We start from the raw sequence: 19853 nt of genomic DNA on the forward strand, positions 1-19853 counted from the left end.
AATCACTCTAACGCCGCGATGCGCTTTTTTACATAGTCCAGGCTGGCCGCTGATAAGCCAAAGCCGTTTACTGCCACCTGACGATAGGCCAGCAGTGCCTGTTCCTGTTGTTGCATAGCATCATAACTTAATGCCATACCTAACCACCAACGTGCCTGTTCTGGTTGCTGCCGTGCCAGTTGTTGAAAGACCTGCACTGACTGCGCATGCTGATTGGTTTTTTGCAAAGCCGCAGCTTTTAATGCATAAAAATCTGTGTAATTTAAGATATCAGGCTCGTACTCTAAATAACTCAGGGCTTTGGCCCAATTCTGCTGTTTAACAGCCAAGGCGGCCAATGCCATGGAGACTTTAGGATCCTGCACACCTGCAGCGCTGGCCTGTTCCAGTATCTGCACTGCGCCTTCATCATTACGCTGAATTTGCGCCAAACGGGATAACTCTAAATACGCCTGACTGGACCCAGGTTCCAGTTGACGAACTTGTTGCCAGTGACTGACCGCCTGATTCAGATTGCCGCCTGATTCAGCCTTTTTGGCTTTTTGCATCAGTAAATCTTTTTGCTGCTGCGGGCTGAGTTGTACTTTTTCAATCGCCAGAGAACGAGGTTTGCTTACTTCGGGGGCGCTGTCATTCCAGTTGGTTTCTGCCAGACTTTCCTGCTCAGGCACAAACTCAGCCGCCTGATCAAATTCGCTGACCTGAACTTCAGTACTGGCAAAGAGCTCAGCTACAGGCTCTGCACTGTTTACGCTTTCATCTGGCTGACGCATTTGTACCTGCACCACCCGCTCTGCTGCAACGGGCTGACTGGTAAAAGGTTTCAGCTTAGGTTCAACCTCGACCACAGGTTTGGCCGCTTTTGATTTACCCAACTCAGCTGCCAGCTCAGGAGATATACGGCTTGCCACCACATCCTGCAAACTAACCACTTGTTCTGTTGTGCCTGGTGTTGGTGTTGTTACCGCAGCCAACTGTTGTACTTCCGGAACCAGCTTTGCTACAGCAGCCAATGGATGCAACTGACCTTGTTGCACTTCGGATACAGTAGCTGCCTGATCTGTTTTGATAGTAAAACGTTCCATATACCAGGCCTGCCCACACCAGCCCGCCAATAAAGCGAAAGGCACGGAAATCCACAGCAGCCAGTGGGATTTACGTTGTGGTTTAAAACTGACGAAACCTCTGTGGTGCTGCTGCTCTTGTTGCTTGTCTAAATCACGCAACATTTTATTAATGACACTCATAACCACAACCCCCTGAAATGCCAGGCTGCCGCAGCCGCAATCATCAGCAATGACACTAAAACACCCAGCCATACAGGGTTCAGGCTTGCGTTATGATATCTGACGTCTTCAGTATCTTTTGCGGCATAACGTAAATGCCTGGTATCCACCTGCAGCTTATTTTCACCAAAAGCCAGCATCAGACCTTTATGACTTAATACATTCACTAAACGTGGGATCCCTCTGCTGTATTTCCAAATCGCTTTTAACGCGCCGGGTGAAAACAATGGTTGTCGAACGCCAGCTATATCAACACGGGCGCTGATATAAGCCTGTACTTCGTAATAAGACATGCCACGCAAAAAATAGGAGAAACTGACGCGTTGACGTAACTGGCGAAACTTGTAGCTGGCTAATCGTTTATCCAGCTCTGGCTGACCAAACAACACCACCTGCAATAATTTACGCTGTTCAGTTTCAAGGTTAGTTAACAGCCGCAAAGCCTCCAGCGTATCGTCAGGCAAAGCCTGGGCTTCATCGATAATCAGCACTACTCTTTTGCCTTCAGCGGCAAGCGCCACCAGACAATGCTGTAACAACTGCACCAGCTGTTGGTTGTCTATGGTGTCGGATTGTTTTAATCCTAATTCAGTGGCAAAAGCCCAGCGTAATTCAACAGGCGACAAATAGGGATCCGGAATATAGGCTATTACCCAGTCATCCGGCGCTTCGTTCATCAGCTTACGGCATAACATAGTTTTGCCGGTGCCCACTTCGCCTGTCACTTTGATAAAACCTTCGCCCACATTCAACGCTGTGGTCAGCACCTCCAAGGCTTCATGATGTTGGGGCAAGTCGACATAAAACGCCGTGTTTGGTGTCAAACTAAAAGGGGTTTGCTGTAAACCAAAATGGCGTAAATACAACATAGTCAGTTCTTTGGATACCATTGATCAATCAAATCAGCAGACTGCTTTATCTGTTGCTGCATAGCACTGCTGGACGATACCGTAGGTTTTATCAAAATAATCAGTTCTTTTTTCCGCTCTATCTTGCTGATATTAGTGAACAACTTGCCAAATAAAGGCACAGAACCAAGCACCGGGACTTTGGATTCACTGTCACTGATGGTGGACTGCATCAAACCACCAATCACTACAATCTCACCGTTACGGGCTTTAATTATAGTGTCGGACTCACGGATATTGGTTTGAGCAGAAGGCAAGCTGAAAGAGCTGTTTCCGCCCAGATTAATGGATTTACTCAGTTCTGTGGTTTCAGAAACCGAAGGATGTACATGTAAAATCACGTCGCCATCCATATTGATCTGCGGCGTTACATCCAAAGCTATGCCAGAGAAAAAGGGTTCAAGCTGCGGGATAGGCACATCTCTGGTGATACCAGTGCCTGTACCTCCGGTATCAGTGACATTAGAACTGCTGCTGACCCCTGTAACATAGTATTCGTCAGAACCCACTTTAATCACAGCTTTTTGATTATTAATAGCAGTCACACGGGGGCTGGATAACACTTGTGCATTACCCTGAGTTTCCAGCAGGTTGATCACGCCACTAAAATCGTCGCCTTCAAAACCTATACGGCCCAAGCCACCCACCTGAGCGGTAATATTATTACCCAGACTAAAGCTGTTATTACTAAAGTTAAGATCTGTTGAACCTATGGTACTGGCGATCTGGCTCCAGTTGATCCCCTGCTGGTAATCATCATTTAAGGTCACTTCAATAATTTTCACTTCCAGTATCACCTGGCGCTGCAAGCTTTCTTCAGTCTGACCTAAATAAGCACGAACAGCCTCTATTTCTGAAGGTAAGCCCCGCACTGTGACTAAACCAGCCTGCGGACTAATGACCACAGCGCGATCAGGACCTGCTCCCATCACGCCTGTAATGGCTTCTTTTAAATCTTTCCAGAAATCGGTCTGGCTGGAGCTTTGCACTGAACTGCCATTGCCTGAGCCACCCTGGCTATTCTGGTTGCCATTCTGGTTATTGTTATTTTGGTTATTGCTCTGATTACTGTTTTGGTTATTACCACCTGAATTACCGCCGCTGTTACCGCCCTGAGATGACGAAATACCACCAGCAGTCACAGAAATAGAAGAACTGCCGGAACGCTGCATCAGCAAATAATTCACGGCAATAGTTTCAGTGCGTAAGCCACCAGGCATTACCTTATAAATTGAGCCGACCTGCTTAATATGGTAACCATACAACTGTTCTATCACAGCAAAAGCTTCGTTTAACGTGACTTGTTTTAAATCCAGCGTGATCTGGCCCGAAACAGCCGGATGAATAGCCACGCTGTAATCTGTATCTGCCACCAATGAAGTAAAAAAGTCTGCTACATCCACATTCGCAGCGGCCACGTTAAAACGTTGCTGCATAGGCTGAGCTTGCTGCATAGGACTGGTCAAAGCCAATAAATCCTGAGTTACGCTGTCAGGCACAACTGTTGCCGCAACCCGGTGTTGTTTTTGCTGTTCAGCTAAAGCGGCCTGCGCATCGCGGGGGACTTTTGTTTCCTGCATACCCTGACAACCAGCTAAACCCAGGCTGATGAAAGCTAATGTGAAATAGTTTTTCTTAAAATAATTCATTGAGTTTTCATCGCTTTAAACAAATTTAAAGTTAAACGTTCATTCGCCTGCTGTAGCACAACCTGCTGCCGGTTAATGCTCATCACTGTATAGCCTTCAATTTCATCGCCTTGCTTCACCGACTGACCGTTGATCAACGCCATATGTTGCCCCTGCACATTTTTGATCAAGCCCAGTTTAAACCTCGCGCCCTGATCGGCCACAACAGTAGTTGCTTCATTTGTACTGACAGCGACCGCCACCACCATATCAGGTTTGGTTGGATCTGATGCAGCCACAACAGCCACACTCAGAACTAAACACAGGCTACAACTTAATATAACTTTCATTGTCACTCACAGTCAGTAATTGCAAAGTAAGCTCTGCATCAGGGTATTCAGTTACCTTGTAATCAATGCTTTGCCAGCCCAGAGACCAGGACAACTTATCCAGTCGCTCTAACACAGCAGTTAATGAAAAATAATCCCCCGTTAAAATAACAACAGTCGAGTGTTGATAAATAACAGCTTTGTTGTCAGAACCTTGATCGGCGAAGGTTAAAGGCACTGGCGGATTGGCAATGATCGATTTCAATTTTACATTATTGCTACTTTTTAACACATCTTGCAGTACCAGCGCCATGCGCTCCGAACCTACAAAGTAACTGGTGAGCTGAGAAATCTGTTGCTGCAGCTCTTGTTCCTGACGTTGCAGTTTCTCTACTTCCTGTTTATAGCTGGCGTCTACGTCTGTACCTGCTTGTTGCTGTAAAGCCGTCAAAGTGTTGTTGTGTTGCTGTGTTGTCATAGTGGCACTTTTCATCTGCAGCTCCACTTTTCTCAGATCTTCAAAAGCGGGCATTAAAAATTGCAACATAAAAAGCCACAGACATAACAGCAGGGCTCCAATAAGAATGGTGTATTTCTCCCGCTCTTTTAAGGCTCTGAAACGATCGGACAGCTGTTGCCATGCACTCATGGTCTTGCCTCCGCCGCTGCGGCTGAACCTGTTGCAGAAGAAGTGACTTTAAAAGCCAAAGCTTCAGTGTTTTCAGCTTGTTTTATTTCAAAGTGAGAGAAGGTATGGCCCTTGAAAAAGGCTGTACCACTGAGTTGGGTTAACCATTGTGGCAACAATTCAGGTGCTGTGACATAACCACTAAACTGACTGGAACTTGCATTTAAACTAAACCCATCTAACCACAAGCCCTGCGGATCTATACTGGCAAGGTACTGAAATACCGGAGAGTATTGCACTGAGGTTTTCAGTTGTTCACCTTGCACAAAATTCAGCAACTTTTGCTTTTGTGCAATGATTTGGTTCAGTTCGGTATGCTGCTTTACCAGAACAGCAGAGGGCTGACGATTGCCAACACTCTGTTGCAACTGAGCCAGTTGTTGTTCCTGCGTTTTTACTTGCTGCTGCAACAGTGTTAATTCAGCTTTTTTTGAGTCAGTTTGCAGATTAATGAGAAAACCCGCAGCCAACAATACAGCAGAGAGGCCCATTGTACTGCCGACCACTAACTTTAAACTGATTTTTTCTTTAACAGGCTGCAACGCCTGAACATAAAGGTTAACCCGCAGCTTCAAGGTTCACCTCCTTTTGAGCGCATAAAGGTTCAATAGCACCGGCAAGAGCCAACCAATATGAACTGAACTGTTCAGCAGACATTTGTACTCCAGCCTCTTTGGCTGACAATGCAAACACCTGAGAAAAACCATTTTGTACAAACAATTGCACCACTCCGGCCTGATCCGAATTGGCTAATAACAACGCAATTTCCCTGACCGGTGCTTGTTTGAGCTGCCCTTCGAAGTAATCAATGGAACGCTGAAGTTCCAGCAGTAAGTTATCAAAAACGCCCTGCTGTAATTCATCCAGACTGTATTGATCCAGGCGATTAAAGCCACGTAAACGACGGGAAAAACATAAATTACCTTGCTGCAGAATTTGCACTGCTAAATCCTGACCAGGCTGATGTGAGACCAGCATCAATGCCTGATGTTTAGCTGGCAACAGGTTCCTGGCTAACCATTCTTCCGGCTGAATTCCCACCAATTGCAATTTATTCTGCACAAACAAGGCCACTATATCGGCCAGCCAGCTTTTAGAGCTGACCACTACATTCACTTTGATGCCCTGCAACTGGTTTTGCAGTGGCAAATCCAGGTAGTCCAGCACCATATCGTCATCAGGCAGAGTGACTAAATCTTTGATAGTCCAGGGTAAAGCCAGAGAGATTTCCTCATCAGGCACAGCAGGCTTATCGATCTGCAGCACCATATAACGTTCAGGAGGGATCACTAAGGTACACTGACAATCAGGTGGTAATTTTGCCGCTAAAGCTTTAAAAGCAGCAGGTAATTGTGCAGCAGAACTGAACTGTTCCTGGAATACTTGTTCTACCCTTTGCTCTGTTGTGGATTGCTGAGTGACCACCACAACCTTTAAACTATTGGCAGACAGATGAACGCCAGCAAGCGAATTGCCTGACTTTCTGGTAAATTTTAATTGCGCCAATAGCTTTGTTAACATAACGGCAAATACTACCTACTGTGCTTTCTTAATCTTATTAACTGTAAATTATCACAAAAACGATAAAAATGATAAAAATTTCGTTCCTCAATGACAAGATACAATGATTCTAACTTCTTATTTGCAGTGGAAAAAGCTGCACCACCCTGTTTTGCATGAACATCAGACTGAACTTTGGCTGCGTTATGCTCCAGGCAATAATCCGGATATATCCGGAAACAAAATACTGAAGCTAAAATACCAGTTGGAGCAGGCACTGCAACAAAAATCGTCAGGGTTGCTGACCTTTGGTGGTGCATTTTCCAATCATTTGGTCGCAACTGCGGCGGCGGCTGCCGAAAATAAGCTGAAAAGTGTTGGTATAGTGCGTGGTGAAGAGGTGGATTTAGATAACCCCACTTTGGCCTTATGTCGCTCTTATGGCATGCAACTGATCCGGGTCAGCAGAGATTTTTATCGGGGCCGTTATCAGCAAGACATATTGCAGCAACTCGGTGATCAATACCCAGGTTATCTGCATATTCCGGAAGGGGGCACTTGTGAAGCCGCAGTTCAGGGCGTCAGTGAACTGGATATGTGCGCTACGCCTGATGGCCCTGCCTCTATGCTCATTTGTGCTGTTGGCAGCGGTGGTACAGTGGCAGGTTTAATCCGGGGCTCTGAAACAACGCCTGTATTAGGTATTGCAGTAGTACAGGATCAGAGCCTGCCAGAAAAAATCAGAGCCTTTTTAGCCACAGATCGCAACTGGCCGGAGTGGCAGTTAATTCAGGCCCTGCATCAACCCATGTACGGTCGCTTTGATCAGCAGTTATGGCAGTTTTGCCTGTCTTTTGCAGAGCAGGATGTGCAGCTTGAACCTGTTTACACCGGCAAGGCTTTGTATTCTGTATTTGAACTGATTAAAGCCGGGAAGATTGCTAAAGGCAGTCGCCTGAGCTTTTTCCATACAGGCGGATTACAAGGGTTAAAGGGGCTTGCCTACAGAGGCCTTATTCCCGGCGCTGATCCCAGGCAATAAAAAGGGCTCGCAGGGCTTCTTATTCCGACAACTGGTTCTGGGCGATAAGACGCGCCAGTGGCTGACTGAAGTAATAGCCCTGAGCACCTACAACCCCCAGCTTTTTCAGGCATTGCCATTCAGGGTCCTGCTCTACCCCTGTGGCTATCACTTTAATATCTTTGCCTACACAAGAGGCCAATAAACCACGGATAAACAGCTGCTGCTCCAGTTGATGGTCAATGCCCCGCACCACGGCCGGATGGATTTTTAGCATTCGAATGGGCAGCTCATCGGTATAAGGAGTGGCATCCAGACTTAAGCCTACATGGTCGACTATCAATTCAAAACCCCACTGCTGGAGCTGCATCAATTTGGGTTTCAGGTTTTTGTAGTGCTTAATTAAATGATGCTCATGAAATTCCAGCGCCAGATCCGAGGCTACTATAGTTCCGTTATTGACCTGCTGTTGCAGCCAATGCCACCAGGCTTCATCTAATAGAGATTGGGTATTTAAGTTCACACTGCAACGGCAATGTTCCAGCACTTCAGTTTCGCCCAGCTTAGCAACCTTCAGCAGTACATACTGGTCTATAGCGCTGACCAGACCACAGTTCGCCGCCATAGGTAAAAACAGCGCAGCCGCCAGTTTGTCACCGTCACTGCTGGCCAGACGCACCAAAACTTCATGCTGCAATACATCATTGTCCTGCCAGGAAAAGACCGGCTGGAAACTCAGCAAAAATCTGTTTTCTTTTAACGCATTATGCAACTCAGTTCGCCACCAGACTGAGCCTTTGATTTTTGGTTTTTGTGGATCATTAAAGCCATAAGCAGCATTAGGCCCCTGTAATTGGGCTGTTTTTAACGCCATATCTGCTTCAGCCATGAGCTGATAAGAGCTTTGCCCTTGCTGATACAATACAAAGCCTATATGGATCAGATCAAAATCCTGACATTCGTCAAAAAAGTTGGCCTGACTCAACACCTGTGCCATACGATCGCCCAATTGTTCAGCGTCTCTCCCGGCTAAACCTGGGATCAGCAACGACAGGTCGTTATCGGCCAACCTCGCCATCACAGCATCTGGCCAGCCAGATGCCAGTTCAGCAATCAACTCAACACAGCCCCTTAAACGCTGTAATTTGATCAGATTGGACAAATTAGATTCAGGGTGCGATAGCTGCACCAAAAACACAGCACCACTACCAGCCTCACCATTTTCAGTTAAATAATGATTTAAACGGCTTTCAAAAAACACTCTGTTGCCTATCGCCAGCTCGTGATCCACCAGACCTTGCACCCGCACCAGTTGACGGATTTCACTATCGCGTTTTTGCCAGTTTTGTAGTTTTAACAACACCCGCTGCAATTGGGTAGCAGGGTTAGTTTCGGTATGAAATGGTAAGTCTAAATGAGTAAGTAACAACTGGGTTTGCTGCTCCAGTTGTTGTAACTCCTGCCTGAATTGTTGCTGATAAGGCCGGATCCACAACAGCCAGCCCAGCCAGATCGCAAAAGGCAAATTTAATAACAGGTAGTCCAGAACAGTCCAGCTTTTCACCAGTTGTGGCGACAGATGCAATACAGGGTTAGAGCCATCCAAAGCCACAAAATCAGCAGCATCCGAAGGTGGGCTGGACAACAGTTTAAGCTGGTTTTGTTCACTGACCAGCCATGACTGTTGCTGTAACGGCTGCAACACAAGCCATTGTTGCCATTGCTGCTGGCGCTGTTGCAGCTGCAACTGACCAATACTATAAAAGCTGATATTGACCAGCAGCAACACCAATACACTGAGCAACTGTTGCCAATGGCGTTTCTTTTGGACTATCTGGCTTAACCACATTCCAACTCCTTTTGCCCTGTCGAACGAGTCTGATAAGTGTGCGTCAAGTTTGGTCACTATGCTGATTATTTTATTGGTTTTTTGCTGGTTATATGCAATCAGACAAGAATTGATGACTTTGATATAGTAAAGCCAGAATCATTAGAGAAAAAACAGGACAGACAGATGGAATGGCAAGTTGCAGGCTTTAGTCAGCTCGATTCGTACACGGTATACGCCATGTTGCAATTAAGGGTGGATGTGTTTGTAGTGGAACAAAACTGCCCATATCCTGAGCTGGATAATAAAGATTTACACCCGCAAACCCGGCATATCTTACTTAAAAAAGGCGATAAAATTTTAGCTTACGCCCGGGTTCTGGCGCCAGGTGTCAGCTATGAAAACAGCCCGGCTTTGGGTCGTATCTGTGTATCACAAACAGCTCGCCGCCTGGCCTTAGGCCGGGGTTTAATGGATAAAGCTCTGGATGTTGCCAGCAGTTGTTGGCCTGATTTAGACATCCGCATTTCAGCTCAGTGTTATCTGCAACGTTTTTACGAGTCTTTTGGTTTTATTTCTTGCAGCGAACCTTATCTTGAGGACGATATTCCACATCTGGAAATGGCACGCCCGGCAAAGCCACTCAGCTCAGCACAGCTGTAATGGCTCAACGGAGCTCTGCAAGGGCTGATTGTCAGCTTTCTGGTGCCTGACCGTATAGCTGTTCTGCGCGATTAAACAGCACCCAACTGGTCAGAATATATTTATCATCAGACACAGGCACACAACCTCTGTGGGTATGGGTAAAGTAAGCCGGAGCTATGACCATACGCCCGGCTTTGGGTTGAATGGCTTTATTCTGATAATAAAATTCAGTCTGGCCACCCTCTGCCACATCGTTTAAATAAAACATAAATAACAAAGTACGATGCAGTGGCTCATTGTGCGGTAACTGTGGATAGACCTCTGAGTGCCAGTAGCCATAATTGCCTTTACCCTGCTGATATTTTTGCATCTGAATAGGACCAAGCCGGTACAAAGTACGCATAAAGTGATCGGCCTGTGGAGCACCCAATTGCAGGTAGTTATCGGCAGTAATGGCCACCATACGGTTTTCAGCCGGATGAGGCACTGTCATGCTGACAGGGCCAATCAAGGCAAAATGGTACTTGCGAAAGTAATCAGCTACATAAGTGGTGGTGTAGCGGATAATCTCAGCCAGAGCCGGGTGATACTCAGGATACTGATTTAAATACAAGTCAGTGCTGAGCTTTTTACTGGTATCGACCCCACCGCCTGTACGACCTGCAGTAGTAAAAGGGCTTTGCTCAAATAAAGAGATCAGTTGCTGACAAAATTCGGCGGGTAATACATCATCGTATACTTCAATAAAATCATTCATAGTTTTTAGGTTATTGTTATGTTTAAAGAAATTATTCAGCCACGTTTCAATGAAACGGACGCCTTAGGTCATATCAACAATACAGTGCTAACGGCGTGGTTTGAAGGGGCTCGTGATCCTATTTTCAAATTATTTACACCTGATCTCGATACCAGACAATGGAAACTGATCCTCGCCAGCATCAGTGTGCAGTTTAAAGCGGAGCTGTTTTATGGCCTGCCGGTGGAATTACGCTCTGGCATCAGCATGGTGGGCAATAGCTCGTTTGAAGTGCATCAGGAAGCCTGGCAAAACAATCAATGCTGCGCTGTGGGTAAAGCCGTGCTGGTGCAATACGATTTTGCCGCTAAACAAAAACTAATGCTCAGCATCGAACAAAAAGCATCGTTGAATGAACACTTAGCCAGCTAATCTGGCTTTTGGTCGCGTGCTGCTGGTAATTTCAGCATTCTCTGACTAGGTTGTGTGCTCCTGTATTTCAGAGACACAACCACAATGAAAAAACTCTTACTCTGCAGCCTGATTGCTTTATCCCCTCAACTGATGGCCTATGACCGCATTACTGGCGCTGACTTTGCCAGTCGCTCTGAAGTGATAGCACCTCATGCTATGGCAGCCACCAGTCAGCCATTAGCCACCCAAATTGCGCTGGATATAATGAAACAAGGCGGCACAGCTGTAGATGCAGCCATAGCAGCTAACGCGGCTTTAGGTTTAATGGAACCTACAGGCAACGGCATAGGCGGCGACTTGTACGCTATTATCTGGGACGGTAAAACCAACAAAATTTATGGTTTAAATGCCTCAGGCCGTTCACCTAAAGGCTTAAGCCATACACAACTGTCTAAAGAGCTGAAAAAACTCGGCCTGAAAGACCTCCCCCCTTATGGCATGCTGCCCATCAGCGTACCTGGTGCTATAGACGGCTGGTTTGAAATGCACCAGAAGTTTGGCAAATTGCCTATGACACAAATTCTGCAACCTGCTATTACTTATGCCGAACAAGGTTTCCCTGTCAGCGAACTGATTGCTTATTACTGGGATAGATCCGTACCCCGTTTAAAAGATCAGCCAGGTGATTTTGTTGGTACTTTTACTATTAATGGCAAAGCACCAGCCAAAGGGGAGATGTTTAAAAACCCCGATTTAGCAGCCACTTATAAAGCCATAGCCACAGGCGGCCGTGATGCCTTTTATAAAGGCGATATCGCCAAAAGTATCGATGGTTTTATGAAAGCCAATGGCGGTTACCTGCGTTATGAGGATTTCGCCAACCACAGCTCAGACTGGGTAGAACCTGTATCAGTGAATTACCGTGGTTATGATGTCTGGGAATTACCCCCTAATGGTCAGGGCATAGCGGCACTACAGATGCTGCAAATTCTGAAAAACTTCGACTTAAAAGCTATGGGTTACAACAGTGTCGAAAGTATTCATACCTTAGTGGAAGCAAAAAAACTGGCCTTTGAAGACAGAGCCAAATTTTATGCGGATACCGACTTTAACAAGCTGCCCATCAAAGGTCTGATTTCTGAAAGCTATGGCAAAGAGCGCGCCAAACTGATCGGTGCTACCGCAGCAAAACGGGTGGACGCTGGCAATCCGGCCGCTTATGAAGGGGACACCATTTATATGACCACAGCCGATAAAGACGGCACTATGGTTTCGCTTATTCAAAGTAACTACAGGGGTATGGGTTCAGGTGTGGTTGCACCAGGCACAGGTTTTGTGTTCCAGGACAGAGGTCAGATGTTTTCTATGGATAAAAAACACGCCAATGCCTATGAACCGGGTAAACGCCCTTTCCAGACTATTATTCCGGCATTTATCAGTAAAGACGGCAAACCACTGACCAGCTTTGGTGTGATGGGTGGCGCTATGCAGCCTCAGGGTCATGTGCAAATTGTGGTGAATATGATTGATTACGGCATGAACCTGCAGGAAGCAGGGGACGCAGCGCGCTGGCAACATCTGGGCAGCACTGAACCTACAGACGATCAGGTCACTTACTTAACCAATGGCGGTTATGTGCAGCTGGAAAAAGGTGTGCCTTATGAAACAGCCCGCGAGCTGATGAAAAAAGGCCATGATGTGCGTTATGGTTTAGGCGAATTTGGTGGTTATCAGGCCATTATGAAAGACCCCAAAACCGGTGTTTATTACGGCGCTTCAGAGTCCCGTAAAGACGGTCAGGCTGCAGGCTATTAACTTTTTAAAATTGGGGTCAGCGGTATCATAAGACGGGCGGGTATTGTAGGGGCTGGGCTTGTCCCCGCCCTTCACCCGCTCCTACGTTGCGCCTCGTTGCAACTCCAATTTTACTTCAACAGTTGCTTTAGCACTTCTTCCCGCTGCTCAGGGCTCAACTGCTGTACTTTTGTGCCATCGGCTCGTATCTGTTTGAACTGATCGCCCAGCAGAATATCGCGACCTTGTTCATGGTGCTTAATCACCAGTAACTTCTGCACAAAAATAGTGTCCGGATGGGTTGAGTTCAGATAATTGGCAGGCATAAAGTCCACCCATTCGCTGGCATAAGGTTCAAAACCAAACTGACTTAACCACTGGCCATCCACCATCGCCTGCACCACATAAGCACCGCTGTCTTCTGTGGTTAAACGAAACTGATCAAAATCCTGGTGCTGGACTTGTTCTAGCGAGGACAAAGCGATGGGAGCCCGAATACCGTAGCTGCCAAAGCCTAAATCACAGATCCATTCATCGCCATCGGCTTCAACCAACAACACCATATGAGTTTTAGGCCGGCGCACCGGATAAAACATAGGGCGACAAGCGACAAACTTGTAGCTGAACCCTAAAGCCTGCAATGCCATTGCAAAGAGGCCATTCACCTCATAACAATAACCACCACGGCCCTGCCCCACTATTTTATCGACTATCTGTTCTGGCACTAAGGAGACTATCTTGCCGGCCTGCACATCAAGGTTTTCAAAGGCAACGTTAAAGAGCTGGGCGCGCATCAGTTGTTTTAACGTCCCGGCGTTTTGCTCCAAAGGCCCCTGATAGCCAATACGTTTCAGGTAAGACTCTAACTGGAAATTTTCTGCATACATAAAACTGTGACCTGCCTGATTAATGGGGAGCTTGAGCGGTTTTATCCTGCACCAAAATCCAGGGCGAAATCACCACAGCCCAAAGCTCGGCCTGTTGTTCTACCCACAGCTGAGCCTGGGTGTCATTGACTCTGTCCACCAAACCAGCCTGCAACCAATGTTGCACTGCGGCTTTATCATCCTGACTAAAAGCAAAAGCCACATCCACTAAATCCAGTTGTGCAGACACCTGAACCACAGAACCTGCCGCATAAAACTTCTGCAGCTCCAGCCATTGGATCCGGGCGGTTTCACTGATGATTTTAGCTTTCAGTACATCGGGTTCTACTTCAAAATTTTCGTGCATCAATTCATCTCTTAGCTATTCTAATTCATCGCTTTACTATTCAAGTTCGTCGCTTTGCTCGGACACCTGAGCTGCGCTGAGTTCATGTTTTTTCAGTAGTTTATGAAAGTCGGTTCTGTTGCGTCCAGCCAACTCTGCAGCACGGGTGACATTGCCTTCAGCCATTTTGAGCACCCTGATTAAATACTGGCGTTCAAACTGATCACGGGCTTCGCTTAAAGTCGGCCAAAAGCTGCGATTTTGCGATAACGCCTGCTCCACTAAAGCCACGCTCAACACTGGGCTTTGGGTTAAAGCCACACATTGTTCCACCACATTTACCAGTTGACGTACATTACCAGGCCATTGAGCTGTCACCAGCGCCTGCATGGCATCTTCAGAAAAACGGTTGACCTGCACACCATGACGTTCAGCATTTTGTTGCAGCACATGACGGGCCAATAACGGAATATCTTCAGCCCGCTCTCTTAAGGTCGGCAACTGTAAATTCACCACATTTAAGCGGTAATACAAATCTTCGCGGAAACTTTGTTCCTGCATTGCCTGCTTTAAATCCCGGTGAGTGGCCGATAATACCCGCACATCTATAGCAATGGTTTTAGTGCTGCCCACAGGGCGGATTTGCCTTTCCTGCAAAGCCCGCAATAACTTCACCTGCAATGGCATTGGCATGTCACCAATTTCATCAAGGAATAAAGTACCACCATCAGCTTCACGGAATAACCCCAAATGCTCAGTGACAGCACCGGTAAAAGCACCTTTGGTATGACCAAACAGCTCGGATTCCAACAAATGCTCTGGTAAAGCGCCACAGTTAATGGCCACAAAGTGGCCCTTAGCCCGAGGGCTGGCTTTATGAATAGCTTTGGCCAGCATTTCTTTACCTGTGCCACTGGCACCAGTGATTAGTACACTGACGTCACGTTGTGCAACGCGGTACGCTTGATCCAGCACCTGCTCCATCACTTTGCTGCGGGTAATAATATCGGTGCGCCATTCGTCTTGGCTGGGTACATGAGACTGATGCACAGCCTGAGCTAAAATATCGCGTAAATCGTTGTTGTTTAGCGGCTTAGTTAAGAAACCAAAGACACCACGCTGAGTAGCGGCCACAGCTTCAGGAATTGAGCCATGTGCCGTCATCAATACCACAGGTAAACCGGCGTGGCGTTTGGCAATTTCATCAAATAAAGCCATGCCATCTAAGCCCGGCATACGCAAGTCGCTCAGCACCACATCCACTTTATTTTTGCCAAGCAATACCAAGGCAGTTTCAGCGCAGTCAGCACTGATCACCTGATAACCTTCGCCTTCAAGCCGCAACGTCAGCAAACGTAATAAGCTGGGATCATCATCCACCAGCAATAACCGGGCGCCATTGCTCATGATTTAGTTTCCTGTCTGGTTTAGTTTGGCTTCAATTTGAGTCAGTGCATCAATTTTCTTTTGTAAGTCTTTGCTTTGCTTACGCAGCTTGTCTAACTGCTCTTGCTGCTGAGCGTTCAGGCGGGATAAAGCAGTAACTGCAGATTCACTTTCTAGTAGTTTCTGGTTATAGGCTAAATCCCAGCGCAATAAATCAGCAAGGCCTTTAGGTAAAGTGGTCAGCTTGTCATTTAATTGAGTTTGAGCGGCAAAACGCACTGCATAAGGGCTATCCGGATGCAGTTTGATTAATAAAGTTTGTAAGGTAGTCACAGGGCTGGTTTTAAAACTTTTCAGTAATAAGTCCCGTTCAGCTACAGGCATCAACAATAATTGAGCGCGGAAATCACGCCAGGCCTGCAAGGTTAAATTATCATCGGCAATAGCCAGTTGCGCTTTAACTGGTTTAGGTGGATCCACTTGTTGGGCTTGTTCTGGTTCAACTTTGGGTATGGTTTTATTGACCACAGGAGTAACAGGTTTAACACCCTGACAGGCTGTTAATACCAGACAAAGGCCAAGACTTAACCAAACTTTCATACCACATCCTCAACTAAAGGCAAACGCACCTGAATACACACGTCGGCGTAACTTACATCGATAATTTCTGCCAAACCACCTAATAAACGGGCGCAGTCGGCAACAATAGATAAACCTAAACCAGACCCTTGTACCGAATCAAAACGAGGAGCTTTACCCCGTTGGAAGGGCTCAAACAATTTAGCCCGCAGCTCAGCCGGGATTGGAGTGCCGTTATTCGCCACATCTAACAGCATAAATTTATCATGCTGACGTAAATTGACCCAGACATTACTGCCTTCAGCACCATAAGCCTGTGCATTGTTGATTAAATTATCCAGAATACGTCTGAACAACATAGAATCGGTATACAGGCGGGGTAACTGACAATCCAGTACTATTTTTTGATCTCGCTGCTGCAAAGATAAAGCATGGTCATTAAAACAGTTTTGCAGCAGAGTTTCACTGTCGTGCCAGTCAAACTCGGGTTTGGCTTGTTGCAATAACTTGTTGTAATCCAGTAACTGCTCCGTCAGCACACTTAAACGATCGGCACTGCCATTCAGTAAACTCACCACTTCCATTTGTTGCAGATTCAAAGGCCCAACCAACTGTTCACTTAACAGCGCACAGCCCTCCCGAATACTGGATAAAGGCGTTTTTAATTCATGAGAAGCATGACGTAATAAAATCAGTCGTAAGGCTTCCAATTGCTGCAAACGTGACGCCAGCCAACGCAACTGCTCACCCAGTTCGGTCAGTTCACGGGGGCCATCTACTTTATCGTGCGGGAAATGATGGCTGGCCTGACCTATAGAACGGATCATGGTGTCGAGCATCTTCACCGGTGCAGTAATACGGGCAGAAGCCCAAAGCACCATTAACAAAGTTAACACCACTAAAGCCACAGTTTGCCAGGCTAAATGGCCTTGAGCTTTTTCAGCATAAACTTGCTGCTGCTGTAATCGTTGTTCCAGCAATGCCCAGATCACTTGAGTCAGTTGCACCTGCTGCTGGCGGATTCTTTGCAAAATCGGGCTCAGATCTTCATTGCTTTCATGCAGATAACTATTAAATAACAGTTCAAGCTGTTGCTGTTGCTGCGCACAGAGCGCAGGCTGGCTCAGGTTCAGGCAAACTGACCCCAGGTTTTGTTGATAGTTATTTAAATGAGTGGCAGCCAGTTGCGATAAGGCATCGGTTTTTAAAATGCTGAATTGCAAGACTGAACGTTCAATATCGTTCACCAGCTTTTGCATATTTTCAGCCCGGCGCACATTAGTAACTGAACTCTCGGCTTCAGCTATGGCATAACGGCTCACATCAGATAAAGCACTATGACTTTGCCACAACAAAACCCCAAGTGGGATTAATGCCATAAAAAAGCTGAGTAAAACAAACTGCCGCAAAGAAGCAGGCTGAACAGGCATTCGCATCAGAACAAGGTTCCACGAAAAATCAGGTGCTTATCATAACGGATTTAAACAGGCAGGTAAAAAAATCGTCTGGAACGATTTTTAACCGTAGGGGCGCGGGCTTGTCCCCGCCCGTCTCAAATTCCAATCCAATGTGAGTAAGCGCCATGGATGGCAGCGCATAAAAAATCGTCTGGAACGATTTTTAACAACGCGAAGCGTTGGCCCCTTGGGGTGCTCTGCAGGATTGCAGAGCATAAAAAAAGCCGGTCAGGGACCGGCTTCTTCGTATTCACAGCAACTCATTAGTTAGTGGCTTGTTCCAATGCAACTGAAGTACGTGCTTTAGCAGCAGTACGGGCATAAGCATCAGCGGCCTGAACACGCTCTAACTCTAAAACTGCATTGCCGTTTAAATCAATTTTGCGCATGTAGGTTACGAATACAAAAGCGTTAACCATGAAGAATGCGATAGCTGCGATTAAAAATAAGTCCATAATTCACCCCGTCTTTACTACTGTTCATTTCAGCGTTTTGCTGAGCCTGCCGGTAAATTAGGTAAGAGTAACAACATCGTACCTCTTACCTAATTTACCGTTACGAACTAATAAATGCAGACTTCGTGCCAAGTCTTTGAGCTGACATTTAACCATTAAAAATCAATAACTTAAATATCATTTATTTTGTTTTTAGCTGAAACTGAACAGAAACCCCAAAAGATCTGTCGCTAATTAGCAACAGCAAAACAGGACTTAAAATAATATCTATATATTTCAACAACTTAACCTGTATGCTTTTTGCGACAGTTTTGGGAGCATTGCTGAAAACGAACTAATTCATTTAAATTTCAATAACTTACAGCATATGAAAATAGAGGTTTTAGGGGGAGAGCGAAGGGACTACGAGGTCAGATTACATTGTTAACAGTTAGCAATGTAATCTGACTCTATTTTAAGGCTAGTTAATAAAGCCGTATTTTTGTGCGACTTTATCGAAGTACTCTAAACATTGTTTGGCGTATTGGCGCTTTTCTACGTAGCTGCCCGGAAAGAAGCTTTTCTTAAAGCCGTAGGCCACCATGTCTTTTAAGCGTTTCAGCGGAATATCAAAGTTATCCAAAGCCAGTTTGTATTCGCGGCTGACCGTGGTATTTGATACCAGCCTGTTGTCAGTACAAATCACAGTGACAATACGGTGATCCAGCATATCCGCCAATTTATGCGCCTTAATGTCGCTGATGCCTGGATTGGTTTGCAGGTTGCTGGTGAGGCAAACTTCAATGGCAATACGTTTGTCGGCGATGTAAGACGCCAGTTCACGAATGTACTTTTGTTTATCTTTGATGGCCGGGTCCTGGATCATCTCCGGTACAAACAACGAATAACCATGGCCTATACGGTCGGCGTAGCATTCGGTGATAGCCTCAAACACACTTTCAGCGCCATAAGCTTCACCTGCATGCAGAGTTTTCAGCAAAAAGTGCTGATGAGCAAACTCATAAACTTCTTTAAATTTGCTGGCCGGATAACCAGACTCCTGCCCTGCCAAATCCAAAGCCACTATAGGAATGCCTGCTTCATCACGCAGCCGCACACTGGCACGAACCAGTTCCATAGCGGCCAGCTTAATAACTTCAATAGGACTGAAATCCCGCATCAGCTGGAATAGGTTGGTGTAATAAGGAGAAAAACCCTTGTCGCCAAACATCCGCATAGCACAGTTGATAATGCCGTAGGCAAAAGGCGGTTTGTCGCCGCTCAGAATAGCAGCCTGGCTGTTGTATTCCTGCTGCGCTCTTTTCAGACCATTGTTTACCGCATGCATGACACGGTCAAAATCTATGCCTGTTGGCAAGTCGATTAATAACTGAGGCGCAAAACGCACTTCGATGTAATTCACGCCTTCAAGCTGGTTGTCGATGGCCAGTTCATAAGCCGCGCGCTCCAGATTATCCATATCGCGCAGCACTGCACAGGTATATTGGAAACAATGCAGGTATTCGCCCAGATTTTGATAGCTGTCTTTAAACACCAGCTCTTTTAAACCTTCCACTGTCTGACTCGGCAGTTTCACACCGGCTTTAGCAGCCATCTCAATCAGGCTGTCTAAACGTAAGCTGCCGTCTAAATGCAAATGCAGATCGGACTTGGGCATTTCTTTAATAAAATCAAGAGAGTAAAAATGCATAACAGATAAACCTGCAAAATAAGCAACATGTTTTAGTTATAGCAGTTTAGTGATAGAACAGGAATTTAAAAGGGAATGAGTAAGGTATCACAGAAGATAAATGGTGCCCGGGGCCGGACTTGAACCGGCACGCCCTTTCGAGCGAGGGATTTTAAATCCCTTGTGTCTACCGATTTCACCACCCGGGCATGAGCAGAGCGTGTTTGATAACACTGGCAGAACGGGGCGCATTTTATGCTGAATAACAGGCGTTCGTCATGTGTTTTTCATAAAAAAACTAAAAAAAGACATCAACCG

Annotated in this window: 20 protein-coding genes and 1 tRNA gene; 4 read left to right on the top strand and 17 right to left on the bottom strand. The window is 46.2% G+C overall.

Annotated features, from left to right (window positions below):
* Positions 1–2: 2 nt before the first annotated feature.
* The 7 genes from J2W69_RS15200 to J2W69_RS15230 are packed head-to-tail and all read right to left on the bottom strand — an operon-like array spanning position 3 to position 6360.
* On the bottom strand, positions 3–1247 hold the full coding sequence (locus tag J2W69_RS15200) for a tetratricopeptide repeat protein (protein WP_310280044.1): 1245 nt from the start codon (positions 1245–1247) through the stop codon (positions 3–5).
* Complete coding sequence (locus tag J2W69_RS15205; RefSeq protein ID WP_310280046.1) at positions 1244–2176, bottom strand: ExeA family protein; 933 nt, start codon at positions 2174–2176, stop codon at positions 1244–1246. The genes J2W69_RS15200 and J2W69_RS15205 overlap by 4 nt, the downstream gene beginning before the upstream one ends.
* Positions 2158–3843, bottom strand: coding sequence for a pilus (MSHA type) biogenesis protein MshL (mshL, locus tag J2W69_RS15210; RefSeq protein WP_310280047.1), 1686 nt, complete (start codon positions 3841–3843; stop codon positions 2158–2160). The genes J2W69_RS15205 and mshL overlap by 19 nt, the downstream gene beginning before the upstream one ends.
* On the bottom strand, positions 3840–4172 hold the full coding sequence (locus J2W69_RS15215; protein ID WP_310280049.1) for a hypothetical protein: 333 nt from the start codon (positions 4170–4172) through the stop codon (positions 3840–3842). Before J2W69_RS15215 ends, mshL begins: the two co-directional genes overlap by 4 nt.
* Positions 4150–4800 (bottom strand): hypothetical protein, encoded by a 651-nt coding sequence (locus tag J2W69_RS15220; RefSeq protein WP_310280050.1) that lies wholly within the window; start codon positions 4798–4800, stop codon positions 4150–4152. Before J2W69_RS15220 ends, J2W69_RS15215 begins: the two co-directional genes overlap by 23 nt.
* On the bottom strand, positions 4797–5414 hold the full coding sequence (locus J2W69_RS15225) for a PilN domain-containing protein (RefSeq protein WP_310280052.1): 618 nt from the start codon (positions 5412–5414) through the stop codon (positions 4797–4799). Before J2W69_RS15225 ends, J2W69_RS15220 begins: the two co-directional genes overlap by 4 nt.
* The gene (locus J2W69_RS15230) at positions 5398–6360 is read right to left on the bottom strand and encodes a hypothetical protein (protein ID WP_310280054.1); all 963 of its coding nucleotides are present in this window, start codon (positions 6358–6360) and stop codon (positions 5398–5400) included. The genes J2W69_RS15225 and J2W69_RS15230 overlap by 17 nt, the downstream gene beginning before the upstream one ends.
* Positions 6361–6463: 103 nt before the next feature.
* Here J2W69_RS15230 and J2W69_RS15235 point away from each other — a divergent pair, with 103 nt between their 5' ends.
* Positions 6464–7381 (top strand): 1-aminocyclopropane-1-carboxylate deaminase/D-cysteine desulfhydrase, encoded by a 918-nt coding sequence (locus J2W69_RS15235; RefSeq protein ID WP_310280056.1) that lies wholly within the window; start codon positions 6464–6466, stop codon positions 7379–7381.
* Between the two features lie 19 nt (positions 7382–7400).
* Here J2W69_RS15235 and J2W69_RS15240 read toward each other — a convergent pair whose 3' ends face one another.
* Positions 7401–9209 carry an EAL domain-containing protein gene (locus J2W69_RS15240; RefSeq protein ID WP_310280058.1) on the bottom strand — a complete coding sequence of 603 codons (1809 nt, stop codon included), beginning with the start codon at positions 9207–9209 and terminating at the stop codon, positions 7401–7403.
* 165 nt (positions 9210–9374) lie between these two features.
* Here J2W69_RS15240 and J2W69_RS15245 point away from each other — a divergent pair, with 165 nt between their 5' ends.
* A complete protein-coding gene (locus J2W69_RS15245; RefSeq protein ID WP_310280060.1) occupies positions 9375–9851 on the top strand; it encodes a GNAT family N-acetyltransferase in 477 nt (158 codons plus the stop codon).
* A 31-nt stretch (positions 9852–9882) separates the two neighbouring features.
* Here J2W69_RS15245 and J2W69_RS15250 read toward each other — a convergent pair whose 3' ends face one another.
* Entirely contained in the window at positions 9883–10590 is a 708-nt protein-coding gene (locus tag J2W69_RS15250) for a 2OG-Fe(II) oxygenase (protein ID WP_310280062.1), read from the bottom strand.
* 18 nt (positions 10591–10608) lie between these two features.
* Here J2W69_RS15250 and J2W69_RS15255 point away from each other — a divergent pair, with 18 nt between their 5' ends.
* Complete coding sequence (locus tag J2W69_RS15255; protein ID WP_310280064.1) at positions 10609–11001, top strand: acyl-CoA thioesterase; 393 nt, start codon at positions 10609–10611, stop codon at positions 10999–11001.
* An 84-nt stretch (positions 11002–11085) separates the two neighbouring features.
* Positions 11086–12798 carry a gamma-glutamyltransferase gene (ggt, locus tag J2W69_RS15260; RefSeq protein ID WP_310280066.1) on the top strand — a complete coding sequence of 571 codons (1713 nt, stop codon included), beginning with the start codon at positions 11086–11088 and terminating at the stop codon, positions 12796–12798.
* 110 nt (positions 12799–12908) lie between these two features.
* Here ggt and J2W69_RS15265 read toward each other — a convergent pair whose 3' ends face one another.
* From J2W69_RS15265 to J2W69_RS15300, 8 genes are all read right to left on the bottom strand, one after another.
* Positions 12909–13664, bottom strand: coding sequence for an arylamine N-acetyltransferase family protein (locus J2W69_RS15265; protein ID WP_310280068.1), 756 nt, complete (start codon positions 13662–13664; stop codon positions 12909–12911).
* A 19-nt stretch (positions 13665–13683) separates the two neighbouring features.
* On the bottom strand, positions 13684–14010 hold the full coding sequence (locus J2W69_RS15270) for a DUF2288 domain-containing protein (RefSeq protein WP_310280070.1): 327 nt from the start codon (positions 14008–14010) through the stop codon (positions 13684–13686).
* Positions 14011–14046: 36 nt separating this feature from the next.
* Complete coding sequence (locus tag J2W69_RS15275; protein WP_310280071.1) at positions 14047–15396, bottom strand: sigma 54-interacting transcriptional regulator; 1350 nt, start codon at positions 15394–15396, stop codon at positions 14047–14049.
* Positions 15397–15399: 3 nt separating this feature from the next.
* Positions 15400–15975 (bottom strand): hypothetical protein, encoded by a 576-nt coding sequence (locus J2W69_RS15280; RefSeq protein ID WP_310280073.1) that lies wholly within the window; start codon positions 15973–15975, stop codon positions 15400–15402.
* Positions 15972–17333, bottom strand: coding sequence for a sensor histidine kinase (locus J2W69_RS15285; protein WP_310280075.1), 1362 nt, complete (start codon positions 17331–17333; stop codon positions 15972–15974). Before J2W69_RS15285 ends, J2W69_RS15280 begins: the two co-directional genes overlap by 4 nt.
* Before the next feature lie 341 nt (positions 17334–17674).
* Positions 17675–17866, bottom strand: a complete 192-nt coding sequence (locus J2W69_RS15290) for a hypothetical protein (protein ID WP_008899183.1) — start codon at positions 17864–17866, stop codon at positions 17675–17677.
* 460 nt (positions 17867–18326) lie between these two features.
* On the bottom strand, positions 18327–19556 hold the full coding sequence (locus tag J2W69_RS15295; RefSeq protein ID WP_310280077.1) for an adenosine deaminase family protein: 1230 nt from the start codon (positions 19554–19556) through the stop codon (positions 18327–18329).
* Positions 19557–19657: 101 nt separating this feature from the next.
* Positions 19658–19744: transfer RNA gene (locus J2W69_RS15300), tRNA-Leu, on the bottom strand.
* Positions 19745–19853 lie beyond the last annotated feature (109 nt).

The organism is Rheinheimera soli (assembly GCF_031457405.1).
GTDB classification, from domain to species: domain Bacteria; phylum Pseudomonadota; class Gammaproteobacteria; order Enterobacterales; family Alteromonadaceae; genus Pararheinheimera; species Pararheinheimera soli_A.